Origin of the sequence: Flavobacterium sp. UW10123 (assembly GCF_040538975.1) — a bacterium.
Classification (GTDB): domain Bacteria; phylum Bacteroidota; class Bacteroidia; order Flavobacteriales; family Flavobacteriaceae; genus Flavobacterium.
Genome location: NZ_JBEWQE010000001.1, coordinates 240376 through 259888 on the forward strand (window position 1 = coordinate 240376; position 19513 = coordinate 259888).

The 19513-nt window shown below is 34.4% G+C and carries 16 protein-coding genes; 8 read left to right on the forward strand and 8 right to left on the reverse strand.

Features of this window, described 5'->3' with window-relative positions:
* Positions 1 to 148 precede the first annotated feature (148 nt).
* Positions 149 to 586, forward strand: coding sequence for a retropepsin-like aspartic protease (locus ABXT06_RS01075; RefSeq protein WP_354589093.1), 438 nt, complete (start codon positions 149 to 151; stop codon positions 584 to 586).
* Between the two features lie 50 nt (positions 587 to 636).
* Here ABXT06_RS01075 and ABXT06_RS01080 read toward each other — a convergent pair whose 3' ends face one another.
* The 6 genes from ABXT06_RS01080 to ABXT06_RS01105 form a co-directional block, all read right to left on the reverse strand.
* Entirely contained in the window at positions 637 to 1911 is a 1275-nt protein-coding gene (locus ABXT06_RS01080; RefSeq protein WP_502909019.1) for a TCR/Tet family MFS transporter, read from the reverse strand.
* Positions 1912 to 2033: 122 nt separating this feature from the next.
* Positions 2034 to 5210 carry an efflux RND transporter permease subunit gene (locus ABXT06_RS01085; RefSeq protein WP_354589095.1) on the reverse strand — a complete coding sequence of 1059 codons (3177 nt, stop codon included), beginning with the start codon at positions 5208 to 5210 and terminating at the stop codon, positions 2034 to 2036.
* 93 nt (positions 5211 to 5303) lie between these two features.
* Positions 5304 to 6371: an efflux RND transporter periplasmic adaptor subunit gene (locus tag ABXT06_RS01090; protein ID WP_354589096.1), complete on the reverse strand. Its 1068-nt coding sequence runs from the start codon at positions 6369 to 6371 to the stop codon at positions 5304 to 5306.
* A 12-nt stretch (positions 6372 to 6383) separates the two neighbouring features.
* A complete protein-coding gene (locus ABXT06_RS01095; RefSeq protein ID WP_354589097.1) occupies positions 6384 to 7715 on the reverse strand; it encodes a TolC family protein in 1332 nt (443 codons plus the stop codon).
* Positions 7716 to 7808: 93 nt separating this feature from the next.
* Positions 7809 to 8408, reverse strand: a complete 600-nt coding sequence (locus ABXT06_RS01100) for a TetR/AcrR family transcriptional regulator (protein WP_354589098.1) — start codon at positions 8406 to 8408, stop codon at positions 7809 to 7811.
* A gap of 107 nt (positions 8409 to 8515) precedes the next feature.
* Positions 8516 to 9037, reverse strand: a complete 522-nt coding sequence (locus ABXT06_RS01105) for a YceI family protein (protein WP_354589099.1) — start codon at positions 9035 to 9037, stop codon at positions 8516 to 8518.
* Between the two features lie 265 nt (positions 9038 to 9302).
* Between ABXT06_RS01105 and ABXT06_RS01110 the strand changes: the two genes are divergently transcribed.
* Complete coding sequence (locus ABXT06_RS01110) at positions 9303 to 10277, forward strand: polyprenyl synthetase family protein (RefSeq protein WP_354589100.1); 975 nt, start codon at positions 9303 to 9305, stop codon at positions 10275 to 10277.
* Positions 10278 to 10357: 80 nt separating this feature from the next.
* Positions 10358 to 10711, forward strand: a complete 354-nt coding sequence (locus ABXT06_RS01115) for a hypothetical protein (protein WP_354589101.1) — start codon at positions 10358 to 10360, stop codon at positions 10709 to 10711.
* Positions 10712 to 10731: 20 nt separating this feature from the next.
* Here the strand turns inward: ABXT06_RS01115 and ABXT06_RS01120 are convergent, their stop codons facing one another.
* A complete protein-coding gene (locus tag ABXT06_RS01120; protein ID WP_354589102.1) occupies positions 10732 to 11301 on the reverse strand; it encodes a hypothetical protein in 570 nt (189 codons plus the stop codon).
* 51 nt (positions 11302 to 11352) lie between these two features.
* Positions 11353 to 11904, reverse strand: a complete 552-nt coding sequence (locus tag ABXT06_RS01125; RefSeq protein WP_354589103.1) for a hypothetical protein — start codon at positions 11902 to 11904, stop codon at positions 11353 to 11355.
* Between the two features lie 118 nt (positions 11905 to 12022).
* On the opposite strand from ABXT06_RS01125, the gene ABXT06_RS01130 reads away from it, so the two are divergent.
* The 5 genes from ABXT06_RS01130 (at position 12023) to ABXT06_RS01150 (ending at position 19509) form a co-directional block, all read left to right on the forward strand.
* Positions 12023 to 14797, forward strand: a complete 2775-nt coding sequence (locus ABXT06_RS01130) for a 2-oxoglutarate dehydrogenase E1 component (RefSeq protein ID WP_354589104.1) — start codon at positions 12023 to 12025, stop codon at positions 14795 to 14797.
* Positions 14798 to 14873: 76 nt separating this feature from the next.
* A complete protein-coding gene (gene odhB, locus ABXT06_RS01135) occupies positions 14874 to 16118 on the forward strand; it encodes a 2-oxoglutarate dehydrogenase complex dihydrolipoyllysine-residue succinyltransferase (RefSeq protein ID WP_354589105.1) in 1245 nt (414 codons plus the stop codon).
* Positions 16119 to 16337: 219 nt separating this feature from the next.
* Entirely contained in the window at positions 16338 to 18791 is a 2454-nt protein-coding gene (locus tag ABXT06_RS01140; protein ID WP_354589106.1) for a TonB-dependent siderophore receptor, read from the forward strand.
* A gap of 64 nt (positions 18792 to 18855) precedes the next feature.
* Positions 18856 to 19188: a hypothetical protein gene (locus tag ABXT06_RS01145; protein ID WP_354589107.1), complete on the forward strand. Its 333-nt coding sequence runs from the start codon at positions 18856 to 18858 to the stop codon at positions 19186 to 19188.
* A 21-nt stretch (positions 19189 to 19209) separates the two neighbouring features.
* Positions 19210 to 19509, forward strand: coding sequence for a hypothetical protein (locus tag ABXT06_RS01150; RefSeq protein WP_354589108.1), 300 nt, complete (start codon positions 19210 to 19212; stop codon positions 19507 to 19509).
* Positions 19510 to 19513: the final 4 nt, after the last annotated feature.

Sequence of the window (19513 nt, forward strand, 5' to 3'; positions counted from 1 at the left end):
ACACAATCGCGTCATATTCAATACCATAACAGCGAAAAAACATTAAATTTTATATTTTTCTTCTATGCACATATTAAATAGAAAATCTTTTATCCAGTTAGCTTTTTGGCAGTAATTAACTTATTTTTGGATTTCAATCCTAAATGAAATGGAAAATCTTCATGAAATTCTCAAAAAAGAGAATTACAAAAAAATAAAATTCAAAATCACTAAAACACAGCATTTGCAGATAAAGGCCAAAATAAATGGCATTTCTGGCAATTTCATTTTAGATACGGGCGCATCAAATACGTGCGTCGGTTTTGAGTCTATTGAACGTTTTGAACTTTCTGCAAAAAATTCTAAAACAAAGGCTTCTGGAGCAGGCGGAACGGGAATGACCACTCAGATTTCGTCTCAAAATAAATTGCAGTTAGGAAGCTGGAAAAGTAAAGGTTTTAGTATCGTAATTTTTGATCTTTCGCATGTAAATGAGGCCTTAGAATCTTTTAAAGCAAAAGCTGTTCACGGCATTATTGGCGCTGATGTTCTATTGGAAGGAAAAGCAATTATTGACTATTTTAACCATTATTTGTACCTTAAGTAGAAAAAAGCCTAACTAAAAAAGTCTTCATTAAAATGAAGACCTTTTTAGTTTTATATCGTTTCTTGATTATCAATTTCTACTTTCGGTACTGAATGTTTTTTCAACGAAAAATAAGCTACTACTGTACTCAATAACATTAAAACTCCTCCCAAAATAAAAGGTGCTCCTGCAAATTTAAAAGGTGCATCGTCATGAGTGAAAAAGTAAAATGTATTGGCCATCATTGGCGGACCAATAATTGAAGAAGCACTCATTAAACTGGTCAAAGTTCCTTGAATTTCTCCTTGTTCGCTTGGCGCTACTTTACTTGCTACAACAGATTGTAACGCTGGACCCGCAATTCCGCCAAGGCAATATGGAATCAAAAACACAAACATCATCCAGCTTTCTGTTGCAAAAGCAAATAATAGCATTCCGATTGTATATAAAGCTAAACCAATGTAAATGCTTTTCTCATTTCCAATTTTTGGATTGATATATCGAACTAATCCTCCTTGCACTACTCCAACCAATAAACCGATTATTCCTAACGAAATCCCGATCATTCTTTCGTCCCAATTAAATTGATAAATAGTGAAAAAACTCCAATTGCTTTGTACGGCATGAGAACCTACATATAAGAGAAATATCGCAACAATTAAACCAATTAAGGTTGGGTGTTTTCTTAATCCTAAAATGGCTCCAATTGGATTGGCACGTTTCCAGTCAAATGGTCTGCGGTTTTCTTTTTTTAATGATTCTGGCAAGATGAAGAATCCGTAAAGGAAATTCAGCATACACAAAACTGCTGCTGCATAAAAAGGAACTCGAGATCCATATTGACCTAAAAGTCCACCAATCACTGGCCCAATGATAAATCCTAATCCAAAAGCAGCGCCAACTAATCCAAAGTTTTTAGCTCTGTTTTCGGCAGTACTAACGTCGGCAATATAAGCTGAAGCGGTTGTAATACTTGCGCCGGTAACTCCAGCTATAATTCTTCCTATGAAAAGCCAGATAATGGTTGGCGAAAATGCCAATAAAAGATAATCTAACGAAAATCCGAAAAGGGAAATTAAAATAATTGGTCTCCTACCATATTTATCACTCAAATTTCCAATTACAGGTGCAAATACAAATTGGGTTATCGCATAAGCGAAAGTCAACCAACCACCAATTTTTGCAGCTTCGCTGATGTCACCGTGAATTAATTCTTCAATTAATTTTGGTATTACAGGAATAATAATTCCCCATCCAGTAATGTCTATTAACATGGTTATAAAAATAAAACCAATTGCTGCTGACTTGTCTTTTTGTAGCATAATATTTTTTGTAAGGTGATGCAAATAAACATATTTTTCAATTAACAATAAAAAAAATCCCAAACTCCAATTTAATGGAATCTGGGATTTTTCATTGTGAAATTCCGAATTCGGGCTCGGAATTTCACTATCAAAAATTAAAACTATTAATGAGTATGTTTAGGATTAAAACCGTCTTCGCTTAATTCAGTATGCACATAATCGGCATGCATTTCAGCTTCGTAGTCGATTTTTTCTCCTTTAGAGAACTTACGGATAATTTTCTCCATAATATCATAGATAACTGGTACCACAATCAAGGTAAGGAATAATGATGAAATCAAACCTCCGATGATTACCCATGCTAATCCGTTTTTCCATTCTGCTCCTGCTCCAGATGCCAATGCAATTGGGAACATACCAAATACCATCGCAATTGTTGTCATCAAGATCGGACGTAAACGTGCATGGTTTGCTTGGATTAAAGCTGTTCTGATAGATTCTCCAGCCGCTCTTCGCTGATTGGTATAATCGACAAGCATGATCGCATTCTTACACACCAGACCAATCAACATGATTACCCCTAAGATAGTAAAGATATTTAAAGTATTGTTTGTTAATGCTAATGCAAATAAAACTCCAATGAACGAAAGCGGAATAGCAAATAATACGACAAACGGGTGAACGAAACTGTCATATAATCCAACCATTACAAGGTAAACCAAAATAATAGCAGCTAATAATGCAATTCCTAAAGTACCAAATCCTTCTGATTGATTCTCTTGGTCACCACCCCAGATGTAATTTACTCCAGTTGGTTTTTGCAATTTGTCAAGTTTTGCCTGCCATTGCTGAACAATTGTTCCTGCTGGCACCCCAACGTTCTGACCTTGCACGGTTACAGAAGCTGTTTTATCTCTACGCTCCAATTTACTTGGTCCAGAACCTTCTGTAATTGTTGCGAATTGGTTTAATTTGATCTGCTGACCTGCATTGTTGATGAAAATCAAGTTACTAACGTCTGTGATATTTTTTCTATCAAATTCGTTGTATTTGATGTTGATGTCATACTCGTATTCACCAGCTCTAAATTTACCGTCTGTATTACCACTATAAGCAGTCTGCATGGTTAAACCAACCGTTTGAAGTGTCAATCCTAATGCAGCCATTTTATCTCTATCAACCTGAACGTTGATTTCAGGGTTTCCGTCTTCAACTGTTAATTTAATCTCAGTTGTTCCAGGAATAGTACGTAATTCAGCTTCGGCAAGTTTAGCAAATTTCATGGCACTTTCTACGTTTGGACCTGTTACGATCAACCCTAAAGTTGCATCCTCAGCTGTACCTAAGATACCTACTGGAACTGTTTTTACTTTTGCACCAACTAAAACTTTTTCTAGTTTACGTTTCACTTTTGCAGCATATACATTGGCGTCATCTGTACGATCTTTTTGATCGATCATTTTAACGTCAATCTCTGCTTTGTATGCTGTTGCTTGAGCTGCTCCTAAACCTTCACTGGTTTGACCAACTGTTGTAATTTGACTGAAAACATATTTCTCTCCTTTTAAGAAAGCTTCTGCTTTTTGCGTCATAAAGTTAGTTTGCTCTAATGAAGCGTCTTTTGGCATCTCGATTTGCACTAAGAACTCACCACTATCAGATGATGCAAAGAACTCACCTCCAATGTATCCACCTCCCATTAACCAGAAGATCGTACCAAAGAACATTACAAGGATAACTCCCATTGTTTTAATGTAGTGATCTAAACACCAGTTAAGCAAGTTTGATACCCAGTTTGTAAAACGAGTCAAATAGCTTTCAAAACCAAGAATAATTTTTCCGAAAAGGTTTTTACCTTCAATATGTTCTAGTTTTCCAAAACGAGAAGATAACCATGGAATAATTGTAAACGAAGCCAATAATGAGAACATCGTTGAGATAATTACTGTAACGCAGAATTGTGTAATAATGTTCGATACCAATCCTGTACTCATTGCAATTGGCAAGAACACCACCACAATTACTAATGTAATCGAAGTTACGGTTGCACCAATTTCGGCAGTTCCATCATAAGCGGCACGAATTCGACTTTTACCCATCTCCATGTGTCGATAAATGTTTTCAAGTACAACGATCGCGTCATCAACAAGAATACCAACTACAAGAGATAAACCAAGTAAAGACATTAAGTTAAGCGTATAACCTAACAAATAGATCCCGATAAATGTAGCAATCAAAGATGCTGGAATAGATACCATTACGATCAATGAGTTTCTAATACTGTGCAAGAAGAACAACATTACGAAAGCTACCAGAATAACCGCAATTAACAAGTCATGCACAACAGAATCTGCTGCTTCAAGAGTAAAGACAGTACTGTCTTTTGCTACTTCTAATTTTAATTGAGCCGATTTGTAATCGCTCTCCAAAGTTTTAATTGTCTTAATCAACTGCTCACTTACCGCAACGGCATTGGCATCTGATTGTTTTACAATTTGAAGTACAATCGCGCTTTTTTGATCTACACGCGCAATTTTCTCTGCTATTTTTTGCGTATCCTGAACGTCTGCAATTTCTCCCAAACGAATTTGAATTCCGTTTTGAGAAGAAACTACTAAGTTTCTTAATTCGTCAACATTTTTATATTTACCCGCCAAACGGATTAAGATTTTTTGGTTACGAGTTTGGATGTTACCCGTTGGGAAATCTAAGTTAGAACTCAAAATTGTCTGCTGAACTTGAGGAACTGAAAGTCCGTAACCTTGCATTTTTACTGCGTCAAGGTTTACCTGAATCTCACGCTCTTGACCACCAATAATGTTTACCTGAGCAACCCCTTGTACACGAGATAAAACTGGAGCAATCTTTTTATCGATCAAATCGTAGAAAGCTGCTTCGTCCATTTTACCATTCGCACCAAGCGTCATAATTGGTAAATCACTCAAAGAGAATTTAGTCAATGACGGCGGATCTGCATCATCTGGAAGATCACTTAAAATCGCATTAATTTTACGCTGTGCATCATTCATCGAAATATCAACATTCGCATTTGAAGTCAACGTGATAGATACTATCGAAAGACTCTCGTAAGATTTCGAATCGATTTTCTTAATATTTTCAAGAGATGCAATGGCATCTTCAATTTTCTTTGTTACTGTATTTTCAACCTCACTCGGAGAAGCTCCAGGATATACAGTTGAAACCGTAATAACGTTGGTTTCGAATTTTGGGATCAGCTCGTAGCCTAGTTGGCTGTAACTGAACAATCCACCTAGTGTCAGAATTGTAAACAATACAATTACCAACGACGGACGTTTTATGGATATTTCGGCTAATTTCATATATTTTATTTTAGGCTGTAGGCTATACGCTGTAGGCTTTAGGCATCTTTGAAAAGGCTTAAAGCTTATTGCTTACGGCTTAAAGCGGTACAATTATTTAATAATTTCTACAGTATTTCCGTCTTGTAGGTTGATTTGACCAGTAACAATTACAGTTTCTCCGTCATTTAAACCATTAATGATTTCAACTTTATCTCCTAAAATTCTTCCTGCCACTACTTTTCTTAATTTAGCAACACCATTTTCTACAACAAAAATTTCGTTACTGCTCACACTACCAACAAAAGCATTTCTCGGAACCACTTTCAAGTTTTGTTTTTGACTCTTCGCACCAAAGTTTGCCGTTCCGTACATACCTGCTTTTAGGTCGTTGTTAGCATTGTTTGTAATTTCAATTTCAACAGGGAAATTTAAAGACGCATCTGCTTTTGCAGCGATGAAAGTAATTTTTCCTGAGAAAGTTTTATCAGGATAAACACTTGCTGTAATGTCTACAGTTTGTCCTAATTTTAAACTAGCAACTTGAGTTTCGTTTACCGTTACAGTCAATTTTAATTTAGAAACATTTACAATATCAAATAAAGCAGTTGCAGGCATTCCAGCTAAAATAGAACCTGGTTCGATATATTTTTTATTGATGTATCCATTGATTGGGGCTTTTACTCTTGTATCTCCAACGTTAATTTTAGCTTGAGTATAGTTAGATTGAGCATTAGTTAAAGCTAATTTTGCTTGATCTAATTGTTGTTTTGTAACACCGCCAGTTTTAAAAGCATTTTCATATCTAGCATAATCAGATTTTGCGTTTTGATATGCTGCTTCAGCTGCTTGAGCGTTTACATTGATAACATCACCTCTTACTGTTAAAAGAGTTTGACCTACTCTTACATAGTCACCTTCTTTAACTAAAACACTAATTACTTTTCCAGATTTTTCAGCAGAAAAAGTCAATTCCTGAATTGGTGCGAAGTTTCCGTTTGCAGTAAAACCTAAGTTAACATCTTCTGTTTTTACTGTAGCCACTTTTACAGAAACTGCTGCGTTTTTTTCTGCTACAATTGCAGTTTTCGCTTCGTTTTCTGCTTTGTTCTTATTTAAAATGTAGCTAACTCCAAAAAAAGCTACAATTATGATTACGAGTGTTATTATTATTTTCTTCATTGTAATAATTTGTTATTTAGTAAGAGATTTAAGTTCGCCTTTCGATTTGATTAGAGATATTTCGGCAATTTTATAATTTAAAACTGCTCTTGTAAAGTTATTTTGAGCTTCAAGAGATGCATTTTCTGCGTCTAGCAAATCGGTTAAAGATGCTAAACCTTGAAGGTAATTGTTTTTGGTATTTCCTAAAATTTCTAACGCCAAACGCATATTTTCTCTCTGATTTTCGATAGTCACAAGATTATTATTAATCTGTGTCATTGCATTTCTATAATCTAAATCAAGAGAAAGTTTTGTGTCTTTGATGTCTTCTTGTAACTCTCTGATTTGAACATCTGCTTGTCTTACTTTTGCACGAGTTCCGAAACCTGTAAAGATTGGCACGTGTAAGTTTAAAGCAATTGCAGAGAAATCTGACCAGTAAACACCTTTATCTGGTTTTGCAAACCAAGGCATTTCAGGTCCTTGTCCGATATAATTGTAACCTGCAGACAATGAAAGTGTAGGATAATAACCTGCTTCAACAGCTTTTTTATTGAATACTAAAAGTTCTTCTTGTTTTTTCAAAAGCAAATATTCTGTTCTGTTTTCAATATTTGGCTCTTGTGTTAAAGCAGCTGGCACAACTTCAAATTCTTCTTTTGGCATAACGATTTGAGTTTCTATAGGCATACCCATATAAAACTTTAATGCATTTTCCTGTAATTCAATCTGATTTTTAACCTGCTGACGATCTGTATCAATGTTAGACATTTTTACAATAATACGATCCAAATCAATTTTTTTAGCTAAACCATTATTAAACTGTCCTTGTACAATATCACGAACTTTTTGTGTATTTACATAGTTACTATCTAATAGAATAAGTCTTTCTCTTTGCACATAAACGGAATAGTAGTTATTTGCAACTCTTTCAATAACTTGTTCTTCCGTTAATTGATCATTTATCTGATAAAACTCACGAGTAGTTTTTGCTGCTCTCAAACCTGTAAAAACAGATTGATCAAATAATGCCTGAGTCAAAGAAAGCCCTGCAGTTGATGTCCATTTCTGTCCAAATGCGGCCTGAATTGTAGTTCCCGGCTGCCCAAAACCTGCACCATCGATAACTGTAGTCTGAATTACCGGATTATACGTTAAATTTCCGTTTGCACTAATTTGTGGTAAAGCTCTCGAACGTATTTCCTGAATCTGATACTCACTATTCTCTACCTGAAGCTTAGCTTTTTTAGCATCGGCTTTATTTTGAAGCGCATAATTGACCGCGTCTTTCAAGGTTAAAGTGGTTTGTGCGTTGACAGACAAGCCAATGGTGCACAAAAATATAAGAAGGATTCTTTTCATAAGTAGTTAAATATTTATTTTTTAAATTTTGAGATAGTACCGTCATTTTCCATCCTCACTCAGAATAATGACGATTGAATATATTTGGATGAATTAATTAGTTATTCTTTTTAGCTGCTTTTCCAATTCCTCTACTCCTTTTACAGTAGCCATTGCACGAGTATGGTATTCTAATGCTTCCAGCTCAATTCTTTGTGCTTCGCTCTCAGAAACGGTATTTTCGTTTATATGAAAAACCAGTGTATAATAAAACTTCACATAAACCTCTACATTCAAATCACTTCGGTAAAGACCTTCACGAATTCCTTTTTCAATATTTTCTCTAAAAAGTTGCGTGCATTGATCAATTTCGAATGAAAGAATATTTTGATAGATCTCAGGATAATGCTTCTTTAACTGATAAATTGGAGACGTATCTATGTTATTTTTAAACATGTCACGAAACATTTCTCTAATTTCAAAATTCTCATGAATAGCATTAAAATTCTTTGCTATAATGGTATCCATGATTTCGTGTACCTGGCCATGAACCAGCGAAGTGCTTTCTTCAATCAGAACTTCTTTATTGCAGAAATACTTGTAAATCGTTTTTTTCGAAATACACATTTCACCCGCAATATCGTCCATTGTAACACTCTTAAAACCAAGCTTTAAAAATAACTCGCTTGCTTTTGCTATAATCTTCTCTTTCATTTTAAATTCTCGATTGCATCACAAATATACTTTGGAAACTAAAATTAAAAAAATAGTTTCCTGTTTATTTGTAATAATTTTACATCAATTTATTGATTTAGTAAGATTTATATGCTAAATTCTAAATTTGCTATAAGTTTAATGTCTTTTCCTAAGGCTGCACCCGAAGTATGATTAAAAGAGCTGTAATCCAAACCAAAGTCTTCACGTTTGATGTTTCCTTTAATTTCAAAAGCTACTTTCTTCTCTCCGTTATAAATATTTTCTCCAAGAAATTCAGCATCCAATTCAACTACTCTCGTGATATCTTTTATCGTTAGATCGCCTTTGAAAAAATTAATGTTCTGATTTACTTTTTGAAATGACGTCGATTTGAAACTGATAATCGGATGCTCATCTTCTTCAAAAAAATCCTGAAGCTGTAAATAAGCATCTATAGATTGGAAACTTTCATTTTTGTTGTTAATATCTAATGAGAATTCAACAGAAGCATCTTCAATTTCATTGTCTTCAATATTCACATACCCATCAAATTTATTTGAGTCTCCTCCCAAATAAGCAGTTCTTGATCGTCTCATTTCTAATAAAACATCTGACTGGCTTGAATCTAACATCCATTTTGTTTTCATAAACACCTGATTTAATTGATTTTAAGAATCATCAAAACTCTCCATGGAAACTTTTACAGTGTTCTTAGTTTCCATTTTATCGCTGCAAATATATACAGGAAACTCTGAATACCAAAAAAGTTTCCAAGTTTTTTGAAAAAAAATTAACGCATTAAAAATGAGATGCATTAAAAGTCCATTTAAAATGATTCATACGCTTTTAACATTTCATCCTTAGAAATTCATATTTGAATTGTATCTTTGAGCCGCGAAATCAGAATTTATTATGCACGATATAAGTCAGTACCAAGATTTTTTTATCAATTATCTAGAGAGTCAAAACATACATAAAGAACCAACAAATCTTTACGAACCTATTGAATACATTTTAGGACTTGGAGGAAAACGCATTCGTCCCGTTTTAACTTTAATGGCCGCAGAAGTTTTTGATACTGATTATTTGATTGCGCTTCCAGCCGCAATGGCGGTTGAAGTTTTTCATAATTTTTCGCTAGTTCATGATGACATTATGGATGATGCGCCTTTAAGAAGAGGAGAAGTTACCGTTCATGAAAAATGGAACATAAATACTGGAATTCTTTCTGGTGATGCCATGCTTATTCTGGCTTATCAATATTTTGAGCAATACGAACCTGAAGTCTTTAGAAACTTAGCAAAACTTTTCAGCAAAACAGCTCTTGAAGTTTGCGAAGGACAACAATGGGATGTTGATTTTGAAGAAAAAAACGATGTTACCATTCCGCAATATCTAAAAATGATTGAATATAAAACTGCCGTTTTGGTTGCTGCTGCTATGAAAATGGGCGCAATTGTAGCCAAAACTTCAGAAAAAGAAGGCAATTTAATTTATGATTTTGGATTGAATTTAGGTTTGGCATTTCAGCTTCAGGATGATTATTTAGATGCATTTGGAGATCCGGAAACTTTTGGAAAACAAGTTGGAGGAGATATTATTGAAAACAAGAAAACCTATTTATATTTAAAAGCTTTAGAATTTTCAACCCCTGAAAAAGCTTCAGAATTAGAAAAATTATTCAGCTTGCAATTGGATGATAATTCAGAAAAAATACAAACGGCAAAAGCCATTTTTAATGAATCAGGAGCATCACGCGCCACGCAGGAAGCAATAGAAATGTACACTTTTAAAGCCTTTGAAACTTTAGAAAAAATGGACATCAATTCTGAAAAGAAAGATATCCTAAGAACATTTGGCGAGAATTTAATGGGACGCAAGGTTTAGTGTTCAGTTATCAGTAGTTAGTGTTCAGTGTCAGTTTTCAGTAAAAAATCTAAAATCAGCAATCTAAAATCTAAAATCAAATGTTTGTAGCACCAGTAAGCACCGAATCACTTTTAGCGCAAGCGCAGGCTGAGACTTTATATTTAAGTTTGATTGAGCAGATTAATAAAGATTTCAATTTAGCTAATGAAGGAATTGATTTTCCGTTAAGCATTTCGCCAGATGAATTAAAGATTCAACTTCACGAAAAAATCTACAGAATGATTCAGTACAAATTTGCTGAATATCTCAACCTTTTATACATAATTGATGTTCCTGAAAATGAGATCAAACAACTCGATGGTTCAGATTTGGTAATTCTCGCTGAACAAGTTGCTTTTTTGATTTTAAAGAGAGAATGGCAGAAGGTTTGGTTTCGGAATTATTATAAGTAAGGTTCTGAGATGCTAAGGTTCTAAGGTTTTATCTCAGTAGGGCGCACTATGTTTTCTAGTTTGTCTAACTCCTCTATAAGCCCAAAACCTTCAGTGTCAATTTTACTACCTACAATCTGGAAACGCGCATTTTTAAAGCAAATCTTTGCTATTCCTATAGTTTTTTTATTCTTTTTAAAAATAAAAATATCTCTATACTCAGCAATACAAGAACAGACCTCATTTTTTAATGAATCTTTTTCACTAAATACATTTTCAATCTGTTTTTGTTGCTTAAAAGATAGGCTTGATTTTTTGTAGTTATATTTCAATAAAAGATTTTCAAAATTTTTCTTTGGAATAGTTTCTGGGTAATTCCCATAAAAAAAGCCGGAGAACTCTTTTTTCTTTGCTGTCTGTGCAGCATTATCTTTAGCTAAATGTTCAAATTCTTTTTCAGAAGAATCTAAATAATAGTGATCTATTTTATCCGAATCAAAAAAAGGTCGCAATTCTTTTTTTGCAACCTTTTCATTATTAGCATCTAACTTTTTGGAATTATTACAGCTTAAAACTAGAATTGCTGTAATTACAAAAATATATTTCTTCAAATTCCTGTATTTAAAACCTTAGAATCTTAGCAACTCAGCACCTTAGCAACTTTAAAAATAAACCCTCACAAAAGGCATAAATCCAGATCCGTAAAGGCTTTTATTCGGATTATACAAAACATCGTAACGTCCACCAATAGTTACATTTTTTGTTCTGTAACCTGCACCTAGATATAGCGCAGTATTCCAATAACTATCTGAATAAGAAGGGAAATTAAAAGTAGCTTCATATTGAGTATCAACCCTTACTTGTTCTAATTCAGCAGACAACTGAATTTCAGGAATTGGGTTCACCAAGCCGATAAGACTTCCTCCCCAAACGAAAGATTCATAATAATGTTTTTGATATAAATAACCAAATTGAAGACCAGCTCCAACAGCAACAACTTCATTTACGTTATAAATAGCACTTGGCATAACCGAAATATTAGTGTATCCGGATCCGAAACCTAATCCGAGTCCACCACCAAACTGAACTTTATCCCAGAAGTGATTACTGTTATCAATGACATAGTTTTGCTGTCCTGATACATTGGTTGAAAATAAAACTGCCAAAATCACAAAAAAAGAATTGAAAACGATTGAAATTTGATTTTTATTCATACTTAACGTTTATTTTAACAAATTTTTACGTAAAAGTACGTAAAAAAAAGATTTAAATAAATGCGATTGTTGTACTTTTGCGTTTCTATATAACAAAAAAGTATATTCACTCAATATTATGGATAGGTTTTCATTTTTAAACGCAGCGCATACCGAGTTTTTTGCACAATTATACGATCAATATTTAGTTAACCCAGACAGTGTAGAACCTAGCTGGAGAAGTTTTTTTCAGGGTTTTGACTTTGGAATGACGACATATAATGACGAAAATCCAGTGCAAACTATCGTTGAGTACGTGACTAGCGATAATACAGATTATAGTCAGATTTCTGAAAAACTAAAGAAAGAATTCAATGTTTTAAAATTAATTGACGGATACCGTACGCGCGGGCATTTATTCACAAAAACAAATCCAGTTCGTGACCGTAGAACTTCATCTCCAACTTTGGATATTGAAAACTTCGGATTAACTACAGCTGACCTTTCAACTGTTTTTGATGCTGCTCAAACAATTGGATTGGCACCATCTTCATTACAAGATATCGTAAATCGCCTTAAAGCTATTTACTGCCAACACATTGGTATTGAATATATGTATATCAGAAATCCTGGCGTTGTAAAATGGATTCAGGATAAATTGGCTGTAAATGTTAATCAGCCTAATTTCTCTACAGAAGAAAAGAAAACAATCTTAAATAAATTAAACGAAGCGGTATCTTTTGAGAACTTCCTTCATACTAAATATGTTGGACAAAAACGTTTCTCATTAGAAGGTGGAGAATCTATCATCCCGGCTCTTGATGCTTTGATCGAGCAGGCTGCTGAAAAAGGTGTAGAACAATTCGTAATGGGAATGGCTCACCGTGGTCGTTTGAACGTTTTGGCAAACATCTTCGGAAAATCTACTCAGGATATTTTTGGTGAGTTTGACGGTAAAGATTACGATCAGGAATATTTTGATGGTGACGTAAAATACCACTTAGGTCTTACTGCTGACAAAAAAACAAGATCAGGAAAAAGCATCAACATCAATTTAGCACCAAACCCTTCTCACTTGGAAACTGTTGGAGCTGTAATTGAAGGTATCACAAGAGCAAAACAAGACAAATATTACAATGACGATTTCTCTAAAGTATTGCCAATCGCAGTACACGGAGATGCTGCTATTGCTGGTCAGGGTATTTTGTATGAAATCATTCAAATGTCTTTACTTGACGGATACAAAACTGGTGGTACAATTCACATTGTAATCAATAATCAGGTTGGTTTTACAACGAATTACTTAGATGCTCGTTCTTCTACATATTGTACAGACGTTGCCAAAGTAACGCTTTCTCCAGTATTACACGTAAATGCTGATGATGCCGAAGCTGTTGTTCATGCAGTATCTTTTGCTTTAGATTACAGAATGCAATTTGGACGTGATGTATTCATCGATTTATTAGGATACAGAAAATACGGTCATAACGAAGGTGATGAACCTCGTTTCACACAGCCGGTTTTATACAAAATCATCGCTAAACATAAAAACCCAAGAGACATCTATGCTGAGAAATTATTATCTGATGGCGTAATTGATGCTTCTTATGTAAATGGTTTAGAAAAACAATACAAATCTAAATTAGAAGAAAACTTAGAAGCTTCTCGTAAAAAAGATTTGACTATCATTACTCCATTCATGAAAAACGAATGGGAAGGATTTGTTCAGGTAACTGATACACAAATGCTTCAAAAAGTAGACACTACTTTTGATAAAAAAGGATTGGATTCTATCATCAATACCATCTCAACTTTACCATCTGACAAGAAGTTTATCAATAAAATAACTAAAATTGTTACAGATAGAAAAGCTGGATACGACAACAACACTCTTGATTGGGGAACTGCAGAAGCATTGGCTTACGGATCTCTTTTAACAGAAGGATTTGATGTTCGTATTTCTGGTCAGGATGTTGAACGTGGAACTTTCTCTCACCGTCATGCTGTAGTTAAAGTTGAAGATTCTGAAGAAGAAGTAATTCTTTTAGATGCTATCGAAAACAAAAAAGGAAAATTCGGCGTATTCAACTCTCTTCTATCTGAATATGGAGTTCTTGGTTTTGATTATGGATATGCATTAGCAAACCCAAAAGCCTTGACAATTTGGGAAGCACAATTTGGAGATTTCTCTAATGGTGCTCAAATTATGATTGACCAATATATTTCTTGTGGAGAAGACAAATGGAACAACCAAAACGGTATTGTGATGTTATTGCCTCATGGATATGAAGGTCAAGGTGCTGAACACTCTTCTGCAAGAATGGAACGTTACTTACAACTTTGTGCAAGACATAATATGTATGTTGCAGATTGTACAACGCCAGCAAACTTCTTCCACTTGTTAAGAAGGCAAATGAAAACAAATTTCCGTAAACCTTTGGTGGTTTTCTCTCCAAAAAGTTTATTGCGTGACCCAAGATGTGTATCTACAGTTGACGAATTAGCAAACGGAAGTTTCCAAGAAACAATTGATGACAATACAGTAGATAAAAAGAAAGTAAAAACATTAGTTTTTGTTACTGGTAAATTCTATTATGACATTGTTGCTGAAAGAGAAAACAACGGAAGAAATGATGTTGCAGTTGTTCGTATCGAGCAATTGTTTCCTTTCCCAGTTGAGCAGATTAAAGAAATCATTGCGAAATATCCAAATGCAGACGATTATGTTTGGGCTCAGGAAGAACCTAAAAACATGGGAGCTTACAGCTTCATGCTAATGAACTTTGATCTTGTAAAATGGAGATTGGCTTCATTAAAAGCATATGCTGCGCCAGCATCTGGAAGTTACACACGTGCAAAACGTCGTCATGCAGATGCAATTAGAATGGTATTCGATAAAAATTTATTCAGATAAAAAATGTTTCAAGTTTAAAGTTTCAGGTTTAACAACGTGAGACTTTAAACCATAAAAACCTTAAACAAAAAATAAGATGATTTTAGAAATGAAAGTCCCATCACCAGGGGAGTCAATAAAAGAAGTTGAAATTGCAACTTGGTTAGTAAAAGACGGAGATTATGTAGAGAAAGATCAGGCTATTGCTGAAGTTGATTCAGATAAAGCTACTCTTGAATTGCCTGCTGAAATGAGCGGTGTAATTACACTAAAAGCTGAAGAAGGTGATACAGTGGCAGTAGGTGCTGTAGTTTGTTTAATTGATACAGATGCTGCAAAACCAGCAGGAGGCGCTGCAGCAACACCAGCAGCAGAAGCTCCGAAAGCTGAGGCTCCGAAAGCAGAAGTAAAAGCTGAGGCTCCAAAAGCTGCGCCAGTTCAAGCTCCAGCAGCTACAAGCTATGCAGCAGGAACTCCATCTCCAGCAGCAAGAAAAATATTAGATGAAAAAAATATTGCTCCAGCAACTGTTTCAGGAACTGGAAAAGGAGGAAGAATCACTAAAGATGATGCTGTAAACGCAGTACCTTCTATGGGAACTCCAACTGGTGGAAGCCGTGGAACTGAGCGTACAAAATTATCTATGTTACGTCGTAAAGTGGCTGAAAGATTAGTTTCGGCTAAAAACGAAACTGCTATGCTTACTACTTTCAACGAAGTAAACATGACTCCAATTAACCAAATTCGTAACGAATACAAAGATGCTTTCAAAGCTAAACATGGTGGTTTAGGTTTAGGATTCATGTCATTCTTTACAAAAGCAGTTACAAGAGCTTTACAATTATATCCTGATGTTAACTCTATGATGGATGGTGATTACAAAATCGCTTACGATTTTGCTGACATCTCAATCGCAGTTTCTGGACCAAAAGGATTGATGGTTCCTGTTGTTCGTAATGCTGAACTTTTAACTTTCCGTGGAATTGAAGCTGAAATCAAAAGATTAGCTTTAAGAGCTCGTGATGGTCAAATTACAGTTGACGACATGACTGGAGGAACTTTCACAATCACTAATGGTGGTGTTTTCGGAAGTATGTTATCTACTCCAATCATCAACCCTCCTCAGTCAGGAATCTTAGGAATGCACAACATCATTGAGCGTCCAATCGCTGTAAACGGTAAAGTTGAAATTCACCCGATGATGTATGTTGCTCTTTCTTACGATCACAGAATCATCGATGGACGTGAGTCTGTTGGTTTCTTAGTTGCTGTAAAAGAAGCTTTAGAAAATCCAGTAGAATTATTAATGAATGGCGACGCTAAACGTGCTTTAGAGTTGTAATTTTTTAAGTAATTTTCGACAATATAAAAGCCTGTTCTTTCATTAGAACAGGCTTTTTTTTGCTTAAAATCAACTTAAGATTAGCTTAAGATGTTAATTTTTTAAATAAATGTAAATTTTACCCCTTAAAAAGTATTTTATTTAGAATAAATAAGAATAACTTGTTTAGTTGCTTTCCAACAATTAAATTTGCACTATCAAAATTAATTCTAAATAAAAATGAAATTAAAATTTACGATTTCGCTCTTAACTTTTTGTTTTTTCTTGTTGATCGGGAATACGATTACAGCACAAGAAAAAGCAACTGTAAAAGGAAAAATATCTTTAAATAATAATGAATCTCCCGAAGGAATTTCTTTAGCGTTAAAAGGCACAAGATTTGGAACAACTGCCGACGAAGAAGGTAATTACAAAATAAAAAATGTTAAGCCAGGAACTTACACATTAAAAGTTTCAGCAGTTGGTTATAATGCCACGGAAAAAAAGATTACTGTCACTGAAGGACAGGAATTAACTGAAAATTTCAGCCTTACTTCAAACTCAGAAGAATTAACAGAAGTAGTTGTAAATGGACGTAAAAATCAATTTGTACGTAAAGACAATCAACAAGTTTCAAGATTACCACTTAAGAATCTTGAAAACCCACAAGTTTATACTACAATTACCGGAGGCGTCTTAAAAGAACAAGTAGTTACAACATTTGATGATGCCCTAAAAAATGCGCCAGGTGTTACACAACTTTGGACTTCAACAGGTCGTGGCGGAGACGGTGCCAGCTACTACTCTCTAAGAGGATTTCCTGTTCAAGCAACTATTGTAAATGGTGTTCCAGGTTTAACAAATGGTAGTTTAGATCCTGCAAATATTGACAGAGTTGAAATTATTAAAGGGCCTTCTGGAACTTTATTTGGTAGCAGCTTAATTTCATATGGCGGATTAATTAATACCACAACAAAAAGACCTTATAAAGGATTTGGCGGAGAAGTAAATTATACAGCAGGAAGCTACGGATTAAATCGCGCAACTGTAGATCTTAATACCTCAATCAACGATAAAAAAACACTTAACTTTAGAGTTAATTCAGCATACAATAAACAAGAAAGTTTTCAAGATGCTGGTTTTGTAGAATCATTTTTTATTGCGCCATCATTGTCTTATGAAGTAAATGATAGATTATCATTCTTAGTTAATACAGAATTTATGAGCAATGAAACAACAAACCCAACAATGTTGTTTTTGGACAGAGCAAATCCGTTAAGAGTTCACAATATTGCTGAATTAAAATACGACAACAATCGTTCATACACAAGCAACGAATTAACAATTAAAACGCCTTCTTACAATATTCAGGCGCAAATGAATTATAAACTTTCTAGCCAGTGGACTTCTCAGACTATTTTCTCGACAAGTTCAGCTAAATCTACCGGTAATTATGCTTATCTATACGAAGGAACTAGTAATAAGGCATTTTCTTCTATTAAGGAAGGTATCGTTTTAGCAAGATTTTTCAATTACCAAGACAATAAAAACACCACTTTTGACATACAACAAAACTTCGTTGGTGATTTTAAAATCGGAAATCTAAGAAATAGACTTGTAGTTGGTTTAGATTACTACAACAGAGTTGGCCTTGATCGCGGTACAGGATATTTTGGAAATGGATATGTTTATATTGGAGACGATTTAGCATCATTTAACGCAATCGTTGGCCAATCAAATGGTGACACAGGAAATTTAACAAAGGCCGGATCTGATGCAATTGTAGGAAACGCTCCAAGAAATAATAATAAAACAAAACAAGAAGTTTACAGTGCTTATTTCTCTGATGTAATTAACTTCACTCCCGCTCTTTCTGCAATGGTAAGCTTACGTGCGGATCGTTTCATAAACAGTGGAGATGTTTCAACTGACGATGACAACTATAACCAGACTTCTTTATCTCCAAAATTCGGATTAGTTTATCAACCCATTATTGATAAGGTATCTATTTTCGCAAACTACATGAATGGTTTTTCAAACGTAGCTCCAAGCGAAAATGTAAATGGAACAGTAAGAACTCCTGTGACGTTTGATCCTGAACATGCAAACCAAATAGAATTTGGTACAAAATTGAATATTTTTAAAGACAAAATTTACGCTACTTTAAGCTACTACGATATTAAAGTTTCGAATATGGTTTATAGCGTTAGACCAAATGCAACTGACGTAACAAACTTTCAAGACGGTGCACAGCACAATAAAGGTTTTGAAGCTGAATTTATTGCTAATCCTATTACTGGTTTAAATATTATTCTTGGCTACAGTTATAATGATGCAACTCTAACTAAAGGAGATGCTGACTTTGTAGGATTTAGACCAGAAAGCGCAGGAGCTTACAACTTAGCAAATTTATGGGCAAGCTATAAATTTACTAATGGTTTATTAAGAGGATTTGGTGTAGGATTTGGAGGAAACTATGTTGGAGACAACAAAATCATGAACAGAGCAGTTTCAGGAACATTTACAATTCCAGAATATACTGTAATTAACTCTTCTTTATTTTACAATACTGAAAGATTTGGAATAACATTAAAACTAAACAATATCACAAACGAAGAAATCTATGACGGATGGTCAACAGTACATCCAAAAGATCCTAGAACTTTCGCTGCAAGTTTTACGTATAAATTCTAATAAAATATAACTAAAAACACCTTTCTATATTGATAAGAAAGGTGTTTTTAAATTCTAATTGATTATGATTACAATTGCCAGTCTTATTGTTTTCTTAGCTTTTTACACACTGTATTACACTTCGAAAAGAGCAGTGTTGTCGTATGATCTAGGTTTTGAAAAATGGATGCAGAAAAATCCAAAGCAAACCAAAATCATTGGATTGATGCTTTTGCTTTCTGCTTATGTAATGTGGCTTTTCACGCAATCATTAGGCTGCGGAACTTTGATGTTTTTCATTCAACTTATGACTGTTGGAAGTTTAATCATTATCCTTACTCCTTTAAAAAAGATAAACAGCAAATTGCTTCTAGCACTACTAATTTTTGTTGCCGCAACTGAACTTTATTACAACTAAAAATCCACTTTAAATTACAATATGCCAGCAAATCCAAAATATCTAAATCCTTCTTTTTGGCCTCGTTTTTCCAAAATTACTGCTGCAATTTTAGGCGGATACTTTGTTTCTGTTACTTTTCATTTGGCATTAGCAACTTGGTTTAGCCGAAAAGATGTGCTAATCACAATGGCTTTCAGCGGTTTTATTCTTTGGGTGGCATTAATGATTATTGCTTTCTTAGCCAAAAGCGGCTGGAAAATCTGGGGAATTTACATTCTGCTGACTTTACTTTTTTGTCTTTTCATTTATCTCGGTCAAACCTATAATACGGCACAATAATATT